Origin of the sequence: Microtetraspora sp. AC03309 (assembly GCF_020826795.1) — a bacterium.
In the GTDB taxonomy this organism is placed as follows: Bacteria; Actinomycetota; Actinomycetes; order Streptosporangiales; family Streptosporangiaceae; genus Microtetraspora; species Microtetraspora glauca.
In genome coordinates, this window is record NZ_JADDIL010000124.1 from 1 (window position 1) to 16,252 (window position 16,252).

At 71.3% G+C, this 16,252-nt stretch carries 16 protein-coding genes; 9 read left to right on the plus strand and 7 right to left on the minus strand.

The window, feature by feature from the left end:
• Nucleotides 1-72: 72 nt before the first annotated feature.
• Nucleotides 73-597 (minus strand): HEAT repeat domain-containing protein, encoded by a 525-nt coding sequence (locus IMZ11_RS40130; RefSeq protein WP_061253924.1) that lies wholly within the window; start codon nucleotides 595-597, stop codon nucleotides 73-75.
• A gap of 71 nt (nucleotides 598-668) precedes the next feature.
• Here IMZ11_RS40130 and IMZ11_RS40135 point away from each other — a divergent pair, with 71 nt between their 5' ends.
• Complete coding sequence (locus IMZ11_RS40135) at nucleotides 669-1,853, plus strand: MarP family serine protease (protein WP_228648396.1); 1,185 nt, start codon at nucleotides 669-671, stop codon at nucleotides 1,851-1,853.
• A 10-nt stretch (nucleotides 1,854-1,863) separates the two neighbouring features.
• On the opposite strand, the gene IMZ11_RS40140 is transcribed toward IMZ11_RS40135, so the two are convergent.
• Nucleotides 1,864-2,331 (minus strand): helix-turn-helix domain-containing protein, encoded by a 468-nt coding sequence (locus IMZ11_RS40140; RefSeq protein WP_228648398.1) that lies wholly within the window; start codon nucleotides 2,329-2,331, stop codon nucleotides 1,864-1,866.
• Nucleotides 2,332-2,464: 133 nt separating this feature from the next.
• On the opposite strand from IMZ11_RS40140, the gene IMZ11_RS40145 reads away from it, so the two are divergent.
• Nucleotides 2,465-3,103, plus strand: a complete 639-nt coding sequence (locus IMZ11_RS40145; protein ID WP_228648400.1) for an NADPH-dependent F420 reductase — start codon at nucleotides 2,465-2,467, stop codon at nucleotides 3,101-3,103.
• A gap of 1 nt (nucleotide 3,104) precedes the next feature.
• Here IMZ11_RS40145 and IMZ11_RS40150 read toward each other — a convergent pair whose 3' ends face one another.
• The 5 genes from IMZ11_RS40150 to acs all read right to left on the minus strand — a co-directional run bounded on the left by IMZ11_RS40150 (nucleotide 3,105) and on the right by acs (nucleotide 8,429).
• Nucleotides 3,105-3,611: a DUF309 domain-containing protein gene (locus tag IMZ11_RS40150; RefSeq protein ID WP_228648402.1), complete on the minus strand. Its 507-nt coding sequence runs from the start codon at nucleotides 3,609-3,611 to the stop codon at nucleotides 3,105-3,107.
• 38 nt (nucleotides 3,612-3,649) lie between these two features.
• Complete coding sequence (locus IMZ11_RS40155; RefSeq protein ID WP_228648404.1) at nucleotides 3,650-4,570, minus strand: alpha/beta fold hydrolase; 921 nt, start codon at nucleotides 4,568-4,570, stop codon at nucleotides 3,650-3,652.
• The gene (locus tag IMZ11_RS40160) at nucleotides 4,560-5,075 is read right to left on the minus strand and encodes a phage holin family protein (protein ID WP_061253920.1); all 516 of its coding nucleotides are present in this window, start codon (nucleotides 5,073-5,075) and stop codon (nucleotides 4,560-4,562) included. Before IMZ11_RS40160 ends, IMZ11_RS40155 begins: the two co-directional genes overlap by 11 nt.
• 25 nt (nucleotides 5,076-5,100) lie before the next feature.
• Nucleotides 5,101-6,300, minus strand: a complete 1,200-nt coding sequence (gene nhaA, locus IMZ11_RS40165) for a Na+/H+ antiporter NhaA (protein WP_228648406.1) — start codon at nucleotides 6,298-6,300, stop codon at nucleotides 5,101-5,103.
• Nucleotides 6,301-6,452: 152 nt separating this feature from the next.
• The gene (acs, locus tag IMZ11_RS40170; RefSeq protein ID WP_228648408.1) at nucleotides 6,453-8,429 is read right to left on the minus strand and encodes an acetate--CoA ligase; all 1,977 of its coding nucleotides are present in this window, start codon (nucleotides 8,427-8,429) and stop codon (nucleotides 6,453-6,455) included.
• 244 nt (nucleotides 8,430-8,673) lie between these two features.
• Between acs and IMZ11_RS40175 the strand changes: the two genes are divergently transcribed.
• The 7 genes from IMZ11_RS40175 to IMZ11_RS40205 all read left to right on the plus strand — a co-directional run bounded on the left by IMZ11_RS40175 (nucleotide 8,674) and on the right by IMZ11_RS40205 (nucleotide 16,045).
• A complete protein-coding gene (locus tag IMZ11_RS40175; RefSeq protein ID WP_228648410.1) occupies nucleotides 8,674-9,450 on the plus strand; it encodes a Fic family protein in 777 nt (258 codons plus the stop codon).
• Nucleotides 9,451-10,302: 852 nt separating this feature from the next.
• Nucleotides 10,303-11,343, plus strand: coding sequence for a septum site-determining protein Ssd (ssd, locus tag IMZ11_RS40180; protein ID WP_228648412.1), 1,041 nt, complete (start codon nucleotides 10,303-10,305; stop codon nucleotides 11,341-11,343).
• Between the two features lie 86 nt (nucleotides 11,344-11,429).
• Nucleotides 11,430-12,581, plus strand: coding sequence for a TadA family conjugal transfer-associated ATPase (locus IMZ11_RS40185; protein ID WP_228648419.1), 1,152 nt, complete (start codon nucleotides 11,430-11,432; stop codon nucleotides 12,579-12,581).
• Entirely contained in the window at nucleotides 12,569-13,408 is an 840-nt protein-coding gene (locus IMZ11_RS40190; RefSeq protein ID WP_228648415.1) for a type II secretion system F family protein, read from the plus strand. Before IMZ11_RS40185 ends, IMZ11_RS40190 begins: the two co-directional genes overlap by 13 nt.
• Before the next feature lie 473 nt (nucleotides 13,409-13,881).
• Nucleotides 13,882-14,286 (plus strand): type II secretion system F family protein, encoded by a 405-nt coding sequence (locus IMZ11_RS40195; protein ID WP_228648421.1) that lies wholly within the window; start codon nucleotides 13,882-13,884, stop codon nucleotides 14,284-14,286.
• A gap of 894 nt (nucleotides 14,287-15,180) precedes the next feature.
• Nucleotides 15,181-15,471 (plus strand): DUF4244 domain-containing protein, encoded by a 291-nt coding sequence (locus IMZ11_RS46525; protein ID WP_308066907.1) that lies wholly within the window; start codon nucleotides 15,181-15,183, stop codon nucleotides 15,469-15,471.
• A gap of 184 nt (nucleotides 15,472-15,655) precedes the next feature.
• Entirely contained in the window at nucleotides 15,656-16,045 is a 390-nt protein-coding gene (locus IMZ11_RS40205; RefSeq protein WP_228648417.1) for a TadE family type IV pilus minor pilin, read from the plus strand.
• Nucleotides 16,046-16,252 lie beyond the last annotated feature (207 nt).

The following is a 16,252-nucleotide window of genomic DNA, read 5'->3' on the forward strand; positions in this document are numbered from 1 at the left end:
CAGCCAGCCTGACGGGTTCACCGCTGGAGATCAATTACCCGGCCGAGATTCGGTGACGGGCCACTAGAACCCCTACGAGTCGAACCCGCGGTCGCTGACCAGGCTGATCCCGAGCGCGGCCCAGTCGGCGACGTCGTCGTCGGGGTCGGAGGCCAGCAGGCGCAGCGCGGCGACACCGGCCGGGTCCGGCGGGATCCCCATCACGTTCGGCAGCGCGTAGGCCGCGCCGTACCGGACCGAGTGCTCCGGGTGTGAGGCCAGCTCGATCACCGACGGCAGCGCCCGCGCGTCCCGCAGGTGGCCGAAGGCGATGAGCACGGAGTACAGCACCCGCGCGTCCTGCTCGCTGGCCGCGAGATAGCGCAGGATCGGAAGTGTCTTGTCGGCGAACGGCCGGTCCCGGCCGAGTTCGCCCAGAATGTCCACCCCGAGAACGCGTTCCGCGGTCGTGCGCGCGGCGCACAGGCGTCTCGCCAGGGTGAAGGTCTCCAGGTCTCCACGTTCCTGAAGCACGGCTATCGCCTGCCAGCGCACGGTGCCGTCCGGGTCGCCGTCGGCCAGCGCTATCTGGATCAGTTCCTCGACCGGTCCCCCCATGACGTCACGATATCGAGCAGCGTGGGGGAAGGTGTGCACGACGACGGGCGTGGCTGGATACCGTTGAATCTGTGCGCGGTGATCTCCTGGACCTCATCCTGATCGGCCTGGTCGTGGCCTTCGCCGTGTCCGGATACCGGCAGGGGTTCATCATCGGGGCGTTCAGCTTCGTCGGCTTCATCGGCGGTGCCCTTCTCGGGATGTTCATCGCGCCTCCGATCGCCGGGGCGATCGTGAGCGGCGACACCGAGCGCGCGCTGCTCGCCATCGTGATCGTCTTTCTCGCCGCGACCATCGGCCAGTTCGCGTCGTCCACCGTCGGAGCGGTGGTGCGCAGCCATGTCACGTGGGAGCCCGCGCGCTTGGTGGACGCCTTCGGCGGCTCGCTGGCCAGCGGCCTCTCCGTACTGATCATCGCCTGGCTGCTCGGCTCGCTGATCGTCTCCATGGGCTTCCCCTTGCCCAAGGAGCAGATCAACGGCTCAGTCGTCTGGCAGGCCGTGGACGAGGCCATCCCCAACGGCGTACGCGCCCTGCAGAAGCCGTTCCGGGACTTCGTCGACTCCTCGGAATGGCCCGAGGTGATCACCTCTATCGGTGGCCAGAACGTCCCTCCGCCGGACGAGGGCGTGCTGAAGGGCAGCCCCGGGCTGAGCCGCGCCCGGCGGGCGATCGTCAAGATCCAGGGGACCGCGCCCACCTGCCGCAAGCGCATCGAGGGCACCGGCTTCGTCTACTCCCGCAACCGCATCATGACGAACGCCCACGTCGTCGCCGGGGTCAGCCAGGAGCTGCGGGTCACCGACTCCACCGGAACGCCGCACAACGCCCGGGTGGTGCTCTACAACCCCGACAGGGACATCGCCGTCCTCTACGTCCCCGGTCTGAACGTGTCGCCGTTGCGGTTCGACTACACCGCCAAGAGCCGCGGCGACGCGATCATCGCCGGATATCCCAAGGGTCACGGGTTCACCCCGCTCGCCGCCCGCATCCGCATCAAGCAGCCCGCCGAGTCGTACGACATCTACAACCGGCACAAGGTCGAGCGCGAGGTCTACGCGATCCGGGGCACCGTCCAGCCGGGCAACTCCGGTGGTCCGCTCCTCAGCCCGGATGGCCGGGTCTACGGCGTCATCTTCGCCGCCGCGACCGACCAGGCGGAGACCGGGTACGCCCTGACGGCGGAGGAAGTCCGTCCCGACGCCGACGACGGCAGTGGTGCCGTGGCCCCCGCCGACACCCAGGAGTGCGACTGACCCCGGAGGATCAGGCTCCCGGCCGCTCGCGTCGGCGCGCGGTGAACCGCTCCTGGGCCTCCAGCACGTCGTCTCCGTAGCGGACCGCCCACGCGCCCATCGCCCGCATCGGGCCGAGCATGGCCCTGCCCGCCGCGGTCAGCGCGTACTCCACTCGGGGCGGGGCCTCCGGGTACGCCCGGCGGTCCACCAGGCCGTTGTACTCCAGCCGCCGCAGCGCCTCGTTGAGCACCTTGGCGCTGATCCCGCCGATGCGGGCCGCCAGCGCCCGCGGCCGCATCGGGCCGCCCGCTCCGAGGGTGTACACCACGACGCTGTCCCAGCGGTTGGCGAGCATCTCGAACGCCACGCGGGCACGGCAGTCCGCCGTGAAGTCCGCCGTGAAGTCCGCCGTGTGGTCCGCGGTGTGGTCCGCGGTGTAGTCGCCGGTGTGGTCCTTCTGGGGAACGTCGTCCGATGGGGTGCTGGGCGTCGACACCCTCCCATGGTGCCCGGTCCGACGGACACCGGATGGTAGGCATCGGCCCGGCTAGCGTCGCCGACCACAGCGATCCGCACCGGATCGTACGGGACGACGCCGACCCACCGCGGGCCGGAGAGGGGAGCGCGATATGCGCGTGGGGATTCTGGGCTCCGGCACCATGGCACGCACGCTGGGAGGGGCGTGGCGCCGCGCCGGTCACGATGTCCTCGTGGGCGGCCGGAACCTGGCGACGGCGGCCGCCGCCGCGGCCGAGATCGGTGCCGCCGGGCACGGCACGCCGGCGGACGCGGCCCGCCATGGCGACGCCGTCCTGGTCGCGGTCCCGGCGGACGCCGCCCCTGAGCTCGCCCGGGACCTGGCCGGCCTCCTGGCGGGCCGTACGGTGATCGACTGCACCAACCAGCTCGCGCCCGGCGCGGACGGCCCCGAGCTGACCACCGGCGGCGTACCGGTCGCCCGGAGGATCGCGGACGCCGCGCCGGACGCAAGGGTGGTCAAGGCGTTCAACCTCTGCCACTCGAGTATCTGGGCGTTGCCCCGGCCGGTCTTCCAGGGCGAGCCGCTGGCCGTGCCGATCTGCGGCGATGATCCGGCGGCGGTGGACCTGGCCGCCGCTCTGGCCGGGGCGATCGGCTGCGTGCCGCTGCGCTGCGGCGGGCTGTCCCGGGCCGCCTACCTGGAGGCGACCGCGGCGTTCGCGATCGGTGTGTGGTGGTCGGGCGGGGAGCCGCGGTTCGCCTTCCCCGCGCCGGGCGAGGCGGCGTAGGTCACGGCCCGGGGGCCACGCGGACCAGGCCGCGCCGGATCTCCTCGATCGCCGCGCCGGGTTCCGCCGGCCCGGCCGCCAGCCCGGCGACGATCGCCTCGGCGGCCCCGGCCACCCCGTCGAGATCCAGTCCGTACGGCACGGCGCCCGGCGGCAGAGACCGTCCGTACGCGCCGGCGCGGGCGGAGCCGCGGGTGAGCAGGGCGGCGGCGCCGGAGAGGTTGCCGCGCTGGAGGTGGGTGAGGCCGACGCAGATCTGGGCGAGGCCCTGCCAGAGCTCCCGCTCGCCGGCAGGACCGGTCTTCCAGCGGGCTTCCAGAACCTCGTGGGCGTGGAACGGCCGTCCGGCCGCCAGCAGCCGTGCCGCGTCCGCCAGCGCCTCCTGAGCGCTCGGAGCGTAGTCGTCAGGGACGCGGGGCACGCCCTGCGCGCCATGGGGCAGCGGCCTGCCGTACTCGTCGCGCGGGCGGGCGCTGCGGGGGCGGCCCGTCTCGTCGCGGTCGCGCATGATCCCTCCAGATCGCTCCGTGCGGCCGGTCGCGGGACCTAGCGGTCGGGCTCGGGGTCGGAGAGCCAGGCGATCAGCTCGGCGTCGAACTGCTCGGGACGCTCCTCGTGCGGGAAGTGCCCGGCACCTTCGATCATCCTCCACCGGTACGGCGCGGCCACGAAGCGGCTGGACCCCTGAGCGGTCCGGGGCAGGATGCAGGAGTCGAGGGAGCCGTGCAGTTGGAGCGTCGGCGCCTCGACCTCGGCGCGCATCTGGCGGGCATAGCGAAGGCCGTCCGGCCGGAGCTGGGAACGACCGAACCAGCGGTGGTACTCAAGCGCGCAGTGCGCCACGCCGGGGATGCGGAAGGCGTCCCGGTAGGTCAGGGCGACGTCCTCGGGGGGCCACTCCGGCCCCGACCACTCGTCGAGCAGCCGTCCGACGAGCGCACCGCCGTCGGAGGTGAGCCGACGCTCGGGCAGCGCGGGAAGCTGGAAGCCGAGGCTGTGACCGCTGGCCCTGAGCTGCCCCAGCGGGTCGGTGATCAGCGACGCGCGCAGCCGCAGCGGATGCGGCGCCGACACGGGGACCAGCCGGCGCACCACCTTGGGATCGAGCGCCCCCATGGTCCAGGCCAGCAGGCCGCCCCAGTCGTGGCCGACGACGATCGCGCCGGTCTCGCCCAGCGCGCGGATCAGCCCGGCGGCGTCCATGGCGAGCGTCGGCAGGTCGTAGCCGCGCGGCGGCTTGTCGCTGGCGCCGTAGCCGCGCAGGTCCGCCGCGACCGCGCGGTAACCCGCCGCGGGCAGCGACACGAGCTGGTGCCGCCAGGTCCACCAGAACTGCGGGAACCCGTGCAGCAGCAGCACCAGCGGGCCGTCACCCGCCTCCACCACGTGGAACCGGGTGCCGCCCGCGTGCACCGCGCGGTGCGTCCATGGTCCGTCGATCTGGACCAGGGACTCGTCAGCCGCCATGGCTCGGCGTCTCGCTCACCGTCTCGCGGTGTGCGCCGACCTGCCCGGCGGTGGGGCCGGTGTACGGCTTGCGCGCGGGCGCCGTCTCGGGGAAGAGGCTGGGCCGCGCCGTACCGCCCTCGACGGTCTCGCCGTCGCCTCCGCCGCCCTTGAGGTTCCTGAGGGTGCGGGTGGTGCGTTGCATGCGGTTCAGGCCCTTCAGCCGGCGATAGCCGACGAAGACCAGCGCGCCCGCCACCACCAGGTAGAACACCGTGACGATGAGGAACGCCAGCCACTGGGCCAGCCCGGCGGCCATCAGGGCGTACGCGATGGTGAAGGAGGCGAGGATCAGGCACAGGTGCCCGATGAAGGCGGCCGCCCCGAACAGCCCCGTGGCGGTCCCGACGCGCTTGGCGTCGAATTTCAGCTCGGCCTTCGCCAGCTCGATCTCCGAGCGGACGAGTGTCGAGATGTGCGTGCTCGCCTGTGCGACGAGCGCGCCGAGCGATTCGTCCTCGGGCATCAGCGATCTCCTATTCTGCGAACCATCAAACATCATCCCGTGCCCGCTTGCGTACGCGAACGTGCAGGAGGATCGCGGCCAGTACCGACGCGGTGAAACTGGCGACCAGTACCGCCGTGGTGATCCTCTCCATGCCGGGGAAGGCTCGGTCGCCGATCAGCAGCGCGACGGTGAAGCCGATCCCGGCGAGTACGGACACGGCCGCCATGTCGCGCCAGTACAGGTCTTCGCTGATCCTCGCGAACCCGAGTCTGACCGACAACCAGGCACCTCCGAACACACCGAGGAACTTGCCCACGACCAGCCCGATGATGACGCCGAGCGTGATCCTCTCGGTGAAGACGGCGCCGAGCGCCTGGGGGTCGAGCCGGACGCCGGCGGCGAAGAAGGCGAACACGGGGACGGCGAAACCGGCCGAGACCGGCCGGACGAAATGGTCGGCGCGTTCGGCCGGCGAGCTCTCCTCGCCGTCGTCGCGGCGCACCCTCGTGAGCAGGCCGCAGAGCACTCCGGCGACGGTGGCGTGCACGCCGCTCTCGTGCACCAGCACCCACGCGGCCACGCCGAGCACGATGAAGATCAGTGGGTTGCGCACCCGCCTCCACTGCAGGAACCCGTACAGAGCGAGGACGGCCACCGCCGCGAGCAGCGGCATGAGGTGCACCTGCTCGCTGTAGAAGAGGGCGATGACGGTGATCGCACCGAGGTCGTCCACCACGGCGAGGGTGAGCAGGAACGCGCGCAACGCGTCGGGCATCGCGGAGGCGGTCACGGCGAGGATGGCGAGGGCGAACGCGATGTCGGTCGCGGTCGGGATGGCCCAGCCCCTGACGGCGTCCTCCACACCCCAGCTGACCGCGAGGTAGAGGATCGCCGGCACGATCATCCCGGCGACCGCCGCGACGATCGGCAGGATCGCGTCCCGGAGGTTGGACAGCTCGCCGTGGACGAACTCCTCCTTCACCTCGAGACCGGCGACGAAGAAGAAGACGGCCAGCAGGCCGTCGGAAGCCCATTGGTAGAGCGAGAGGTGCAGCGGGCCGGGCACGGTGTCCCTGAGCGCCTGGTAGGAGTCCGACCAGGCGGAGTTCGCCCAGATCAGGGCGGCGACGGTGGCGGCCAGCATGATCACGCCGCCGATCGTCTCTGTTCTGAGCGCCTCCGCCAGTTGGCGGGCGTACCTCACCGTCGGCCGGACCGGCCAGATCTCGGCAGCGCGACGCATGATCCCCCTTGGTGAGCCGGAACGTCGCGGGCGGTCCCCCCGACGGCCGACCAGACTTCCCGGCACACCTCCCGCCAAGGCTACCCATGTCCTGGCATGTGAAAGGGCGCGGGTGTCCGGCGGAGACACCCGCGCCCCTCACGGAATCGGCGTCAGTCCTCGCTCTTCGCGCTCGGCAGCTTGTCGGAGATGAGATTCATCACGGAGCTGTCGGTGAGCGTGGTGACGTCGCCGAGAGAGCGGTTCTCCGCCACGTCCCGGAGCAGGCGCCGCATGATCTTGCCGGAGCGGGTCTTGGGCAGCTCGGGCACGATCAGGATCTGGCGCGGCTTGGCGATCGGGCCCAGCGTCTTCGCCACGTGGGTACGCAGCTCGGTGGCGATGTCGTCGCTCTCCTCCGCGCTGCCGCGCAGGATGACGAACGACACGATCGCCTGCCCGGTCACCGGGTCGGTCGCGCCCACGACGGCCGCCTCCGCGACCTTCGGGTGGCTGACCAGGGCGCTCTCGACCTCGGTGGTCGAGATGTTGTGGCCGGAGACGAGCATGACGTCGTCGACCCGGCCGAGGAGCCAGATGTCGCCGTCGTCGTCGCGCTTGGCGCCGTCACCGGCGAAGTACATCCCCTCGAAGCGCGACCAGTACGTGTCGATGTAGCGCTGGTCGTCCCCCCAGATCGTGCGGAGCATCGACGGCCACGGCTCGCGGACCACGAGGAACCCGCCGCCGCCGTTCGGGACCGAGTTGGCCTGGTCGTCGACCACGTCGGCCACGATCCCGGGCAGCGGCCGCATGGCCGCGCCGGGCTTGGCCGAGGTCACACCGGGCAGCGGGCTGATCATGATGGCGCCCGTCTCGGTCTGCCACCACGTGTCCACCACCGGGCACCGGTCTCCGCCGATGTGCTCGCGGTACCACACGTACGCCTCAGGGTTGATCGGCTCGCCGACGGAGCCGAGGACGCGCAGGGACGACATGTCGAACTTGGCGGGGATGTCGTCGCCCCACTTCATGAACGTGCGGATCGCCGTCGGGGCGGTGTAGAGGATCGTCACGCCGTACTTCTGGACGACCTCCCAGAACCGGCCCCTGTGCGGGGTGTCCGGGGTGCCCTCGTAGAGGACGCTGGTCGCCCCGTTCGCGAGCGGGCCGTAGACGATGTAGGAGTGCCCGGTGACCCAGCCGATGTCGGCGGTGCACCAGTAGACGTCGGTCTCCGGCTTGAGGTCGAAGACGGCCTGGTGGGTCCAGGACGTCTGGGTGAGGTAGCCGCCGGTGGTGTGCAGGATGCCCTTGGGCTTTCCGGTGGTGCCGCTCGTGTAGAGGATGTAGAGCGGGTCCTCGGCGTCATGCGGGACGGCCGTGTGCTGCTCGGACTGCCGGTCCACGAGGTCGTGCCACCACACGTCCTTGTCGGTCGTGGCGACGTCCTGGCCGGTCCTGCGTACGACGACGACGTGCTCCACACCGGGGCACTCGCTGACCGCCTCGTCGACCGTGGGCTTGAGCGCGCTCGGGGCGCCGCGACGGTAACCGCCGTCGGCGGTGATGACGACCTTGGCGTCCGCGTCGTCGATGCGGCTCTTCAGCGCGCTCGCGGAGAAACCGCCGAAGACCACGGAGTGGATGGCGCCGATGCGCGCGCAGGCGAGCAGCGAGATCGGCAGCTCCGGGATCATCGGCATGTAGATCGCGACCCGGTCGCCCTTGCGGACGCCCAGCTCCTCGAGCGCGTTCGCCGCCTTGGAGACCTCACGCTGGAGGTCCGCGTACGTGATGGTGCGGCTGTCGCCCTCGGGCTCGCCCTCCCAGTGGTAGGCGACCTTGTCGCCGCGGCCCGCCTCGACATGGCGGTCCACGCAGTTGTACGCCACGTTGAGCTTGCCGCCCACGAACCACTTGGCGAACGGGGGGTTCCACTCGAGCGTGGTGTCCCACCGCTCAGCCCAGGTCAGCCGCTCAGCGGCCCGCTCCCAGAAGCCCAGCCGGTCCTCCTCCGCCTCCTCGTAGGCGGCCGCGGTCACGTTCGCGCCCGCCGCCAGGTCGGCAGGTGGTGCGAACCGGCGGTTCTCGCTCAGCAGGTTCGACAGCGTCTCCTGAGTCTCGTGACCAGGGGTTTCGGAGGCCACAACGTACTCCTTCGCATGGCGGTCTTGATTGTCGCGTCCCACTTCACCAGTCCGGGAGCGCCCAGGACAAGAGGTCTAGACAGGTCCGTACCGATGGGGCACCGGCTCGCCGAAGAGGGCTAATCACCTGATATCTGGATACCTGATGAAACACAGTGCAATGGGATAGGAAGCGGCAGCCTCTGCGTTCAACGGCGGGACCTCCTCGCTGAATGACGCTTACCCGCCGGTATGGTCGGTTCCCGTGAGCGACCCATTGGCAGTCATCGCCGAACTTCCCGGAGTGCCGGAGGCCGTACAGGAGGCGCGTGAGGCCGTGGACCGGCTTTACGGCCACCGTGTGCTCCGGCGGCGGAGTCCCGAGGTCTCGGCGGAATCCGCTCTGCGCGGCGCGCGCGCGTCGGCCGCGCTCGAAGGGGCCGACGTGCCGCTGGAGTCGCTGCGGGCCGGCGAGGTGACCGACCCCGCCGTCCAGGGCGCGCTCCGCGTCTCCGCCGAGCTCGGACGGCTCGGCAAGACCTGGCGTACGGCTCCCCGCCAGGTGCTGGCACGGCTGCACACCCTGGCCGCGGCCGGCCTCTCCGCCGAACCGGGACGGCCGAGAACCGAGCTCACGTCCGCCGACCCCATCGGCCTCGGCCCCGCGCCAGGCCCGGAGGAGACCGCGGCACGGATGGCGGCCCTGGCGGACCTCGTGACGGGAAGCACCCAGGCGCCCGCACTCATCCTCGCCGCGATCGTGCACGCGGAACTGGCGGTACTGCGGCCGTTCGGTGTCGCGGACGGCATCGTGGCCCGTGCCGCCGAGCGGCTCACCCTGGTCGAGCACGGGCTGGATCCCAAGTCGCTCACGGTCGTCGAGGTGGGCCACGTCGATCTCGGGGACGCGTACGCGGAGGCGCTGCGGGCCTATCTGACCGGCACCGCCGACGGGGTGGGCGCCTGGGTGAGGCACTGCGCGTCGGCCGTGGTGCTCGGAGCGAGGGAGACGACCGCCATCTGCGAGGCGCTGTCCCGCTGACCGGGCCGTCACGTCTGTCCCGCCGGGCTACCTGAGGGCGTATCCGAGGGGCGCGCTCCCGGAGCCCATGGATATAAGAGGGCCGAAACAGCAGCAGACGGCGTCCCTGGACTGGGACGCCGTCGCCAGTACGTCGCACCGGGTTACCAAGCGTGCACCTCGTATTTGTCGGATCGGGTCAAGCCCGTCTCGACACGCCTCCCGCGGCTGGTCGCGCGTGGGTACTCGGCGGCCGTACCCGGGCACTGGGCCCGTGTCACCTTTCTACGTCGGATTTCCGCACTTGGGAACCCCTCAGGCCAAGACCTTTACCGACGATCGCGAAGCCGGCCGAGACGATGTGCTGAAGCTGTCGTGACGCCGGGGATATTGGATCGTTACAAACATTCCTGATCACATTGAGTGATCATTTTAGGTCGCGAATTGACAACGGTTGTCGATATGCGGACGTCTTCCTTGGAAGAAAACCGGCCGAATCGGGGGATTGCGGCTCGACGCGGCCCCCGCGATCGGGCAGCATACGGTGGTGACTCCCATTACGGAGAGTTGACGTGCAGTTGGCCATGGCGTGGTGACTCTCTTGCCACGCCAGGGGCACCTGTTGAAAGCTTTCTTCCGAAAACGGATCCGGCTCTACCCCCCCAGTGCCGGACCGGTAGGCGACCCCCGCTATCCCCCCGGCGGGGGTCGCCCCTTTCGGCGCCGGTCTCCGTGCCGAGGCGCCTCCGGCGAACGCGTTGACGGTCTCCGGGTTCGTCCACAGCCAGGGAGTAATCCCCAGAACGGCATTCGGTGAGCGTGGCGGACAGGCCCGGCTCGCATGGTGGTCTTCCTGTCAGGAGGGAGACACCGATGCACCGGCCCTTGGCCATCACCGACGACCAGGAACTTCTCGACGATCTCCTCCGCGTCGCCGCGGCGGCCGGAGTCGAGCTCGATGTCGCGCACGCCGCGGCGCAGGCCCGGCCGTACTGGAGCGGCGCTCCGCTGGTCATCGTCGGAGATGACCTGGCGGACGCCCTCGCCGCCACCGGCCCGCCCCCGCGGCAGAACGTGCTGCTCGTGACCCGCGCCGTGGCCGATCCGTCGATGTGGCGCCGATGCGTCGCCGTCGGGGCGCGGGCGGTGGTGGAACTCCCGCAGGCCGAGCGTCTTCTGGTCGACGAGTTGGGCGAGGCGGTGGAACCGGCGACGAGGGCGGGCATGGTCGTCTGCGTGTCCAGTGGCAGGGGCGGCGCGGGGGCGACCGTGCTGGCCGCGTCCCTAGCCCTCACCGCCTCCCGGCGCGGCCTGCGGACGTTGCTGGTCGACGCCGATCCGCTGGGCGGCGGCATCGACGTGGTCCTGGGCCAGGAGGAGGCCGCCGGAGCCCGCTGGCCGGACATCGCCGGAAGGGAAGGGCGGGTGAGCTTCGCGGCCCTGCAGGAGGCGCTGCCCACGTTCGGCGAGCTGACCGTGCTTTCCTGGCATCGCGGTGAACCGGCGGCCATTCCGAGGCAGGCCATGCGTGCCGTGCTCGACGCCGCCCGCCGCGGCTGCGACCTGGTCGTCGTCGACCTGCCTCGCCACCTGGACGACGGTGAGGCGGAGGCGCTGTCCCGGGCCGCCACCACGCTGCTCGTCGTCCGGTCCGACGTCCGCGGAGTGCTCGCCGCCGGGCAGGTCCTGGCGCAGCTCCGCAGGCACACCGCCGATCTCCGCGTAGTGCCGCGTCCCGGGGCACTCGCCCCCGACGTCGTCGCGGCCTCCCTCGGCATTCCGGGCACCGGTGTACTACCGGAACAGCGGGGCCTCGCCGAGGCCCTCGACCGGGGCGCGCCGCCTCCGCTCGGCCGTACACCCCTGGGCCGCTTCTGCTCGGCCCTGCTCGAAACCCTGACGGAGGCCGCGTGATCCTCCGCGCCGGAGAGACCGGTCCGTACGGCACGGCACAGGCCATGACCCCACAGCGGGCGGATGACCCGAGCGTGCCGGACCCCATGGTCTCTCCGGAACTGGTCGAGGCCGTCCGCGTACGGCTCGCCCGCTCGGGGCTGGAGCCGTCGGCGGCCCGGGTGGCGAGCGCGCTCCGTGCTGAGCGGGCCGTGCTCGGGGACGCCGAGGTGTTGGCCATCGCGCGCACCCTTCGCGCCGACCTCATCGGCGCGGGGCCACTCGAGAGGCTCCTCGCCGAGCCGGGCGTCACGGACGTCCTGGTCAACGGCGCACGAGAGGTGTGGGTCGACGACGGCCGCGGCCTGCGGCTCACCTCCGTCGCCTTCTCCGGGGACGACGAGGTCCGCCGCCTGGCCCAGCGACTCGCCGCCGCGGCCGGTCGGCGTCTGGACGACGCCAGCCCATACGTGGACGCGCGACTGGCGGGAGGTGTCCGCCTGCACGCGGTGTTGCCGCCGATCGCGCCTGAGGGCACCTGCATGTCCCTGCGCCTGCCACCCCGCCGCACGTTCACGCTGGAGGAGCTCGTGCCCGGCATCGGCGCGGTGGTCCTGCGGGCGATCCTGGCCGCGCGGCTGGCCTTCCTCGTCACCGGAGGCACCGGCACCGGCAAGACCACCATGTTGTCGGCCATGCTGTCCCTGGCTGATCCGGGTGAGCGACTGCTCCTGGTCGAGGACTCCGCCGAGCTGCGTCCCCGGCACCCCCATGTCGTGCGTCTCGAAACGCGCCCGCCGAATCTCGAGGGTGCGGGCGGTGTCACCCTCCGCGACCTCGTACGCCAGGCACTGCGGATGCGGCCGGACCGTGTCGTGGTGGGCGAGGTCCGAGGCGCCGAGGTCATCGACCTGCTCGCCGCGCTCAACACGGGCCACGAGGGCGGTTGCGGGACGCTGCACGCGAACAACGCGGCGGATGTCCCCGCCCGGCTGGAGGCCCTCGCCTGCGCGGCCGGACTCTCCCGGGAGGCGGTGCACAGCCAGCTCGCGGCGGCGCTCGACGCGGTCGTCCACCTCGTCCGCGATCCCGGGGGTGGGCGCCGCAGGGTGGCCGAGATCTGCCTGCTGGAACGTTGCCCTTCCGGCCTGGTGACCGCCGTCCCGGCCCTGGCATTCGGTCCCGACGGCGACGTGACATCCGGCCCCGCCGCGCCCGCGCTCGCGGCCCGATGCCCGGGGGCCGCATGGTCGCCGTAGCGGTGCTGGCCGCCGCGCTCGCGGCATGGGTATGGGCCGGCCCGGGGATCGCCGCGGCGCGTGTGGCGGGTCTCACGGGTGCCCGGGGGCGCACGCCGAGACGCCGCGCGGCGACACTCCTTGATCGCCCCCGTCCCGAACGGCAGGCCGCGGCGTGGCGTGCTGTGTCCATCGAGCTCTGTCAGGGGATCGTGGCCGAACTCGCCGCCGGTGGGACTCCGGGTGACGCGCTGTCCCGTGCCGTCTCCGTGGTCACCCTTCCCGATGCCGAGGCGCTGCGGCCGGTCGTCGCCACCGCCAGGGACGGCGGTGACGTCGCCGCCGCCCTGCTGCGCGCCGCCCCGCCTCATGGTGGAGAGGGGCTCGTCCGGCTCGCCGCCTGCTGGCAGGTCAGCATGGCCGGGGGCGGTGGCCTGGCCGCCCTCGTCGAGCGGCTGGGCGGCTCACTCCGCGAGGCCGAGACGCACAGGCAGGATCTCGCCGCCCAGCTCGCGGGTCCTCGGGCGACGGCGCGCCTGCTCGCGGTCCTTCCCGCGCTCGGCCTGCTGATGGCCGCCGGTCTCGGCATGAGCCCCCTGTCGTTCCTGTTCGGGGAACCCGCCGGGATCGCCTGCCTGGTCACGGGGCTCGCTCTGGACGGCGTGGGCGTGTGGTGGACCAACCGCATCGTCGCCCACGCGGTACGGGGCCATGAGGCGGGAGGTCCCGGAATGGCCGCTCACGCGGTAGGCGGTCAGAAGGCAGGAGGCGCCGGAAAGGTCGCTCACGCGGCACGGGGTCATGAGGCGGGAAGCCTCGAGAAGGAGGTCGGCACATCATGGCGATGATCGCCGCTGTCCTGGCCGCGCTGGCCGTGATGGTGTGGCCGGCTCGCATCTCGCCTTCCGGCCGGCTGCGTGCGCTTCCCGGCTTCGGTGCGGCAGGAGATCTACGGCGGGGGCCGGTCCAGCGCGTTGGCAGAGGTGTTGGTCCAGGTGTGGGTCATGGCGCCACTCGGGATGACACTCAGGGGATCGGCGTCGGGGCCACCACCGAGATGGCGCCGACTGTGGCTGGCCGCTCTCGCATGGGACGCGGATCAGCAGCCCGAAGTCCCGAGATGGCGGTCCGACTCCACGGGCTCGCGGTCGCCGCGCCAACCGGAACACTCGCTTTCCTCATGTTGGGGGGAGTTTCGGGTGCGGTTGCGGGCGCACTGGTCGCCGGGGGCGTGCTGGTGGCTGTTCAACGGCGGGAACCCGCCGAGGCCCGGCGTCGTCGCGAGCGAGTGGCGGCGGATCTCCCGTTCGCGGCCGATCTCATGGTCGCCTGTCTCCGGGCCGGGCAGCCGGTGGGCGGAGCGGTCGACGCGGTGGCGGAAGCCATCGGTGGGCCACTGGGAGAACGGCTCTCCTGGATCGGAGGCCAGCTACGGCTGGGGGCGGACCCAGAGGCGGCGTGGGGCGCTCTCGCGCAGGACCCGCCCCTCGCTTCGCTCGCTCGGACCATGATCAGAGCTACCCGGCGCGGAGCGCCGGTCGCAGAGGTGCTCACACGGCTGGCGGATGACGCGCGTCGGGCCGGTCGCGCGTCCTCATCGGCGGCTGCGAGGAAGGCCGGGGTCCAGGCTGTGGCTCCGCTCGGGTTGTGCTTTCTGCCCGCGTTCGTCTTTTTGGGAATCATTCCCGTGGTGGCTGGCCTGGCAGGGCAAGTCCTTTTGCCTTGACATCGGTCCTTTAACCTTCCGCCCCTCTTCCTTCGCGTCGCTTCACGCTGGCGTGGCTTCACGCTGGCCTCGACCCACGCTGGCCTCGACCCACTCTGGCCTCGACCCACTCTGGCCTCGACCCACTCTGGCCTCGACCCACTCTGGCCTCGCTTACCCCCGCGCACTGCCTCCCGGGCTTCTCCGCCTCACCTCTTCAGTGCCGCCTCCGTGTCTGGGGTGTTAGGGGCACTTGCGGGCCCCGTCCCACCTCTTCGGGCTCACCGCAGCCTTGCCGGTCGGCGTCAGCATGAGACAAGCTCGGGCGACTGTCCGCTGGTTGGGCTGTGGACAGCACTTTCCACACTTGTGGATAACTAGAGATGTCGTGCGGCGATATTCCAGGTTGAACGCCCTGTCCGGAGCGGTCGGTTATCCACATAGAACCCCGCTATCCACAGTGCGGAACATGATCGATTCTTATCCCCAGAACCGAGTTCGGGGCCCGCGAGGAGAAGCCCGATCGCGGAACCTGAGGGCAGCCGCGGAGAGACCGTGGTGGTCCGATCAGGGGGATCGATGCGCACAGGGATCGGCAAGAAGCTCGGCAAAGCTGTCAGACGAGCGTGCCAGGCGTTCCTGGCGGTTCAGCGAGTGATGGCACGCGTGTCCAGGAAGGCGGCGGCGTTTCATGTCCTGGTCAGCCGACCGACCTCGGAATGTCGCCCGGCTCCGGGATGCCGTCCGGGTTCAGAATGCCGACTCGCCACAGCGCGCCAACCGCTTCCGGTGCACCAGTCGGCTGCGGTTTGTCGCTCCGGCACGACGCGTCGACCGGTGTCGGGGCGCCGACCGGATTCGGAAGGGAGGGTGGCCTCGGAAGGGAGATCGGCCTCGGAGGGCAGAACGGCCTCAGTGCTTGAACTGGGTCCGGAATCCCGGCAGAAGTTGTTGTGCGACCAGAGTTCGGCGCGCTCCTGGCGGGCGTCGATCGGCGCGTTGCGGGTACGGCTCCGGTCCACGGCCGTGCAATGGACCTTGGCCGCCCGCACCAGGGCCGAAGCGGGCATGTCGACCGCTGAGTATGCGGTGGGCACGATCGCCGCCTGCGCCTTCGCGGGCCTGCTCTTCAAGATCGTCACGAGCGCTGAGGTCAGGGGCATGCTCACCGCGCTGATCCAGAAGGCCCTCAAGCTGGCGGGGTGACGCCGTGAGGGAGCTCGCTGGGACGGAGCGAACGCTGAGTGCGTCGCCACGCCGAGGGGTCTCATCAGGGCTGATGTGGATGGCCGGCAGGGCGGCGTTGCCTGATCCGACGCGGTTTCGTGGGCGCCAGGCCGGGCGCCTTTCTGGCGATCCGTTGCCTGTGAGGGAGCCGAAGGCCCGACGAGTGCGACCGAGTGATCGAGGCTCGGTCACTGCCGAGGCGGCCGTCGGGTTGCCGGCCCTGGTCGCGGTCCTCGGTGCCGCTCTGTGGGCGGTGGGTCTCATCGGTGCCCAATTGGAGTGCGTGGACGCGGCCAGGGCGGGAGCCAGGGCCGTGGCCCGGGGCGAGCCTGTCGTGTCGGTACGCGCGGCGGCGGCCCGTTCGGCACCACGAGGCGCGGAGATCGCGGTCTCGATCGTGGGTGAGATGGTCAGGGTGAGGATTTCGGCGCTGATCAGGCCGAGTTGGGGGTTGATGCTTCCGGCCATCCGGGTCGAGGCGTCCGCCAGCGCCGCCACAGAGCCAGGCGTGATCGACCTTTCCGGCCGGACTCCTGAGGGACGTATGCCGTGACTCACTGAGGCGGATGACCGGCAGATCACAGCCGCCGAAGGGAATGCGAGAGCACTTCTTCCACGACACCGAGGACTGGAAGGGCCGATGTGATCGGGCAAGAGCCGGAGGGGCCTGAGGAGACCGGTTGAGAGCGGCGTAGGGACGGCGAAAACGGCCTGGGGGCGGGGGAGACGGCATGGGGACGGCACGGGGACGGTGTGGGGA

Bases quoted from the DNA above. Each gene is read 5' to 3' on its own strand.
- IMZ11_RS40190 (WP_228648415.1), top strand. From the start codon at position 12,569: ATGGTCGCCGTAGCGGTGCTGGCCGCCGCGCTCGCGGCATGGGTATGG.
- ssd (WP_228648412.1), top strand. From the start codon at position 10,303: ATGCACCGGCCCTTGGCCATCACCGACGACCAGGAACTTCTCGACGAT.
- IMZ11_RS40185 (WP_228648419.1), top strand. From the start codon at position 11,430: ATGGTCTCTCCGGAACTGGTCGAGGCCGTCCGCGTACGGCTCGCCCGC.
- IMZ11_RS40145 (WP_228648400.1), top strand. From the start codon at position 2,465: ATGCGCGTGGGGATTCTGGGCTCCGGCACCATGGCACGCACGCTGGGA.
- nhaA (WP_228648406.1), bottom strand. From the start codon at position 6,300: ATGCGTCGCGCTGCCGAGATCTGGCCGGTCCGGCCGACGGTGAGGTAC.
- IMZ11_RS40195 (WP_228648421.1), top strand. From the start codon at position 13,882: ATGGTCGCCTGTCTCCGGGCCGGGCAGCCGGTGGGCGGAGCGGTCGAC.
- IMZ11_RS40160 (WP_061253920.1), bottom strand. From the start codon at position 5,075: ATGCCCGAGGACGAATCGCTCGGCGCGCTCGTCGCACAGGCGAGCACG.
- IMZ11_RS40155 (WP_228648404.1), bottom strand. From the start codon at position 4,570: ATGGCGGCTGACGAGTCCCTGGTCCAGATCGACGGACCATGGACGCAC.
- IMZ11_RS40130 (WP_061253924.1), bottom strand. From the start codon at position 597: ATGGGGGGACCGGTCGAGGAACTGATCCAGATAGCGCTGGCCGACGGC.
- IMZ11_RS40150 (WP_228648402.1), bottom strand. From the start codon at position 3,611: ATGCGCGACCGCGACGAGACGGGCCGCCCCCGCAGCGCCCGCCCGCGC.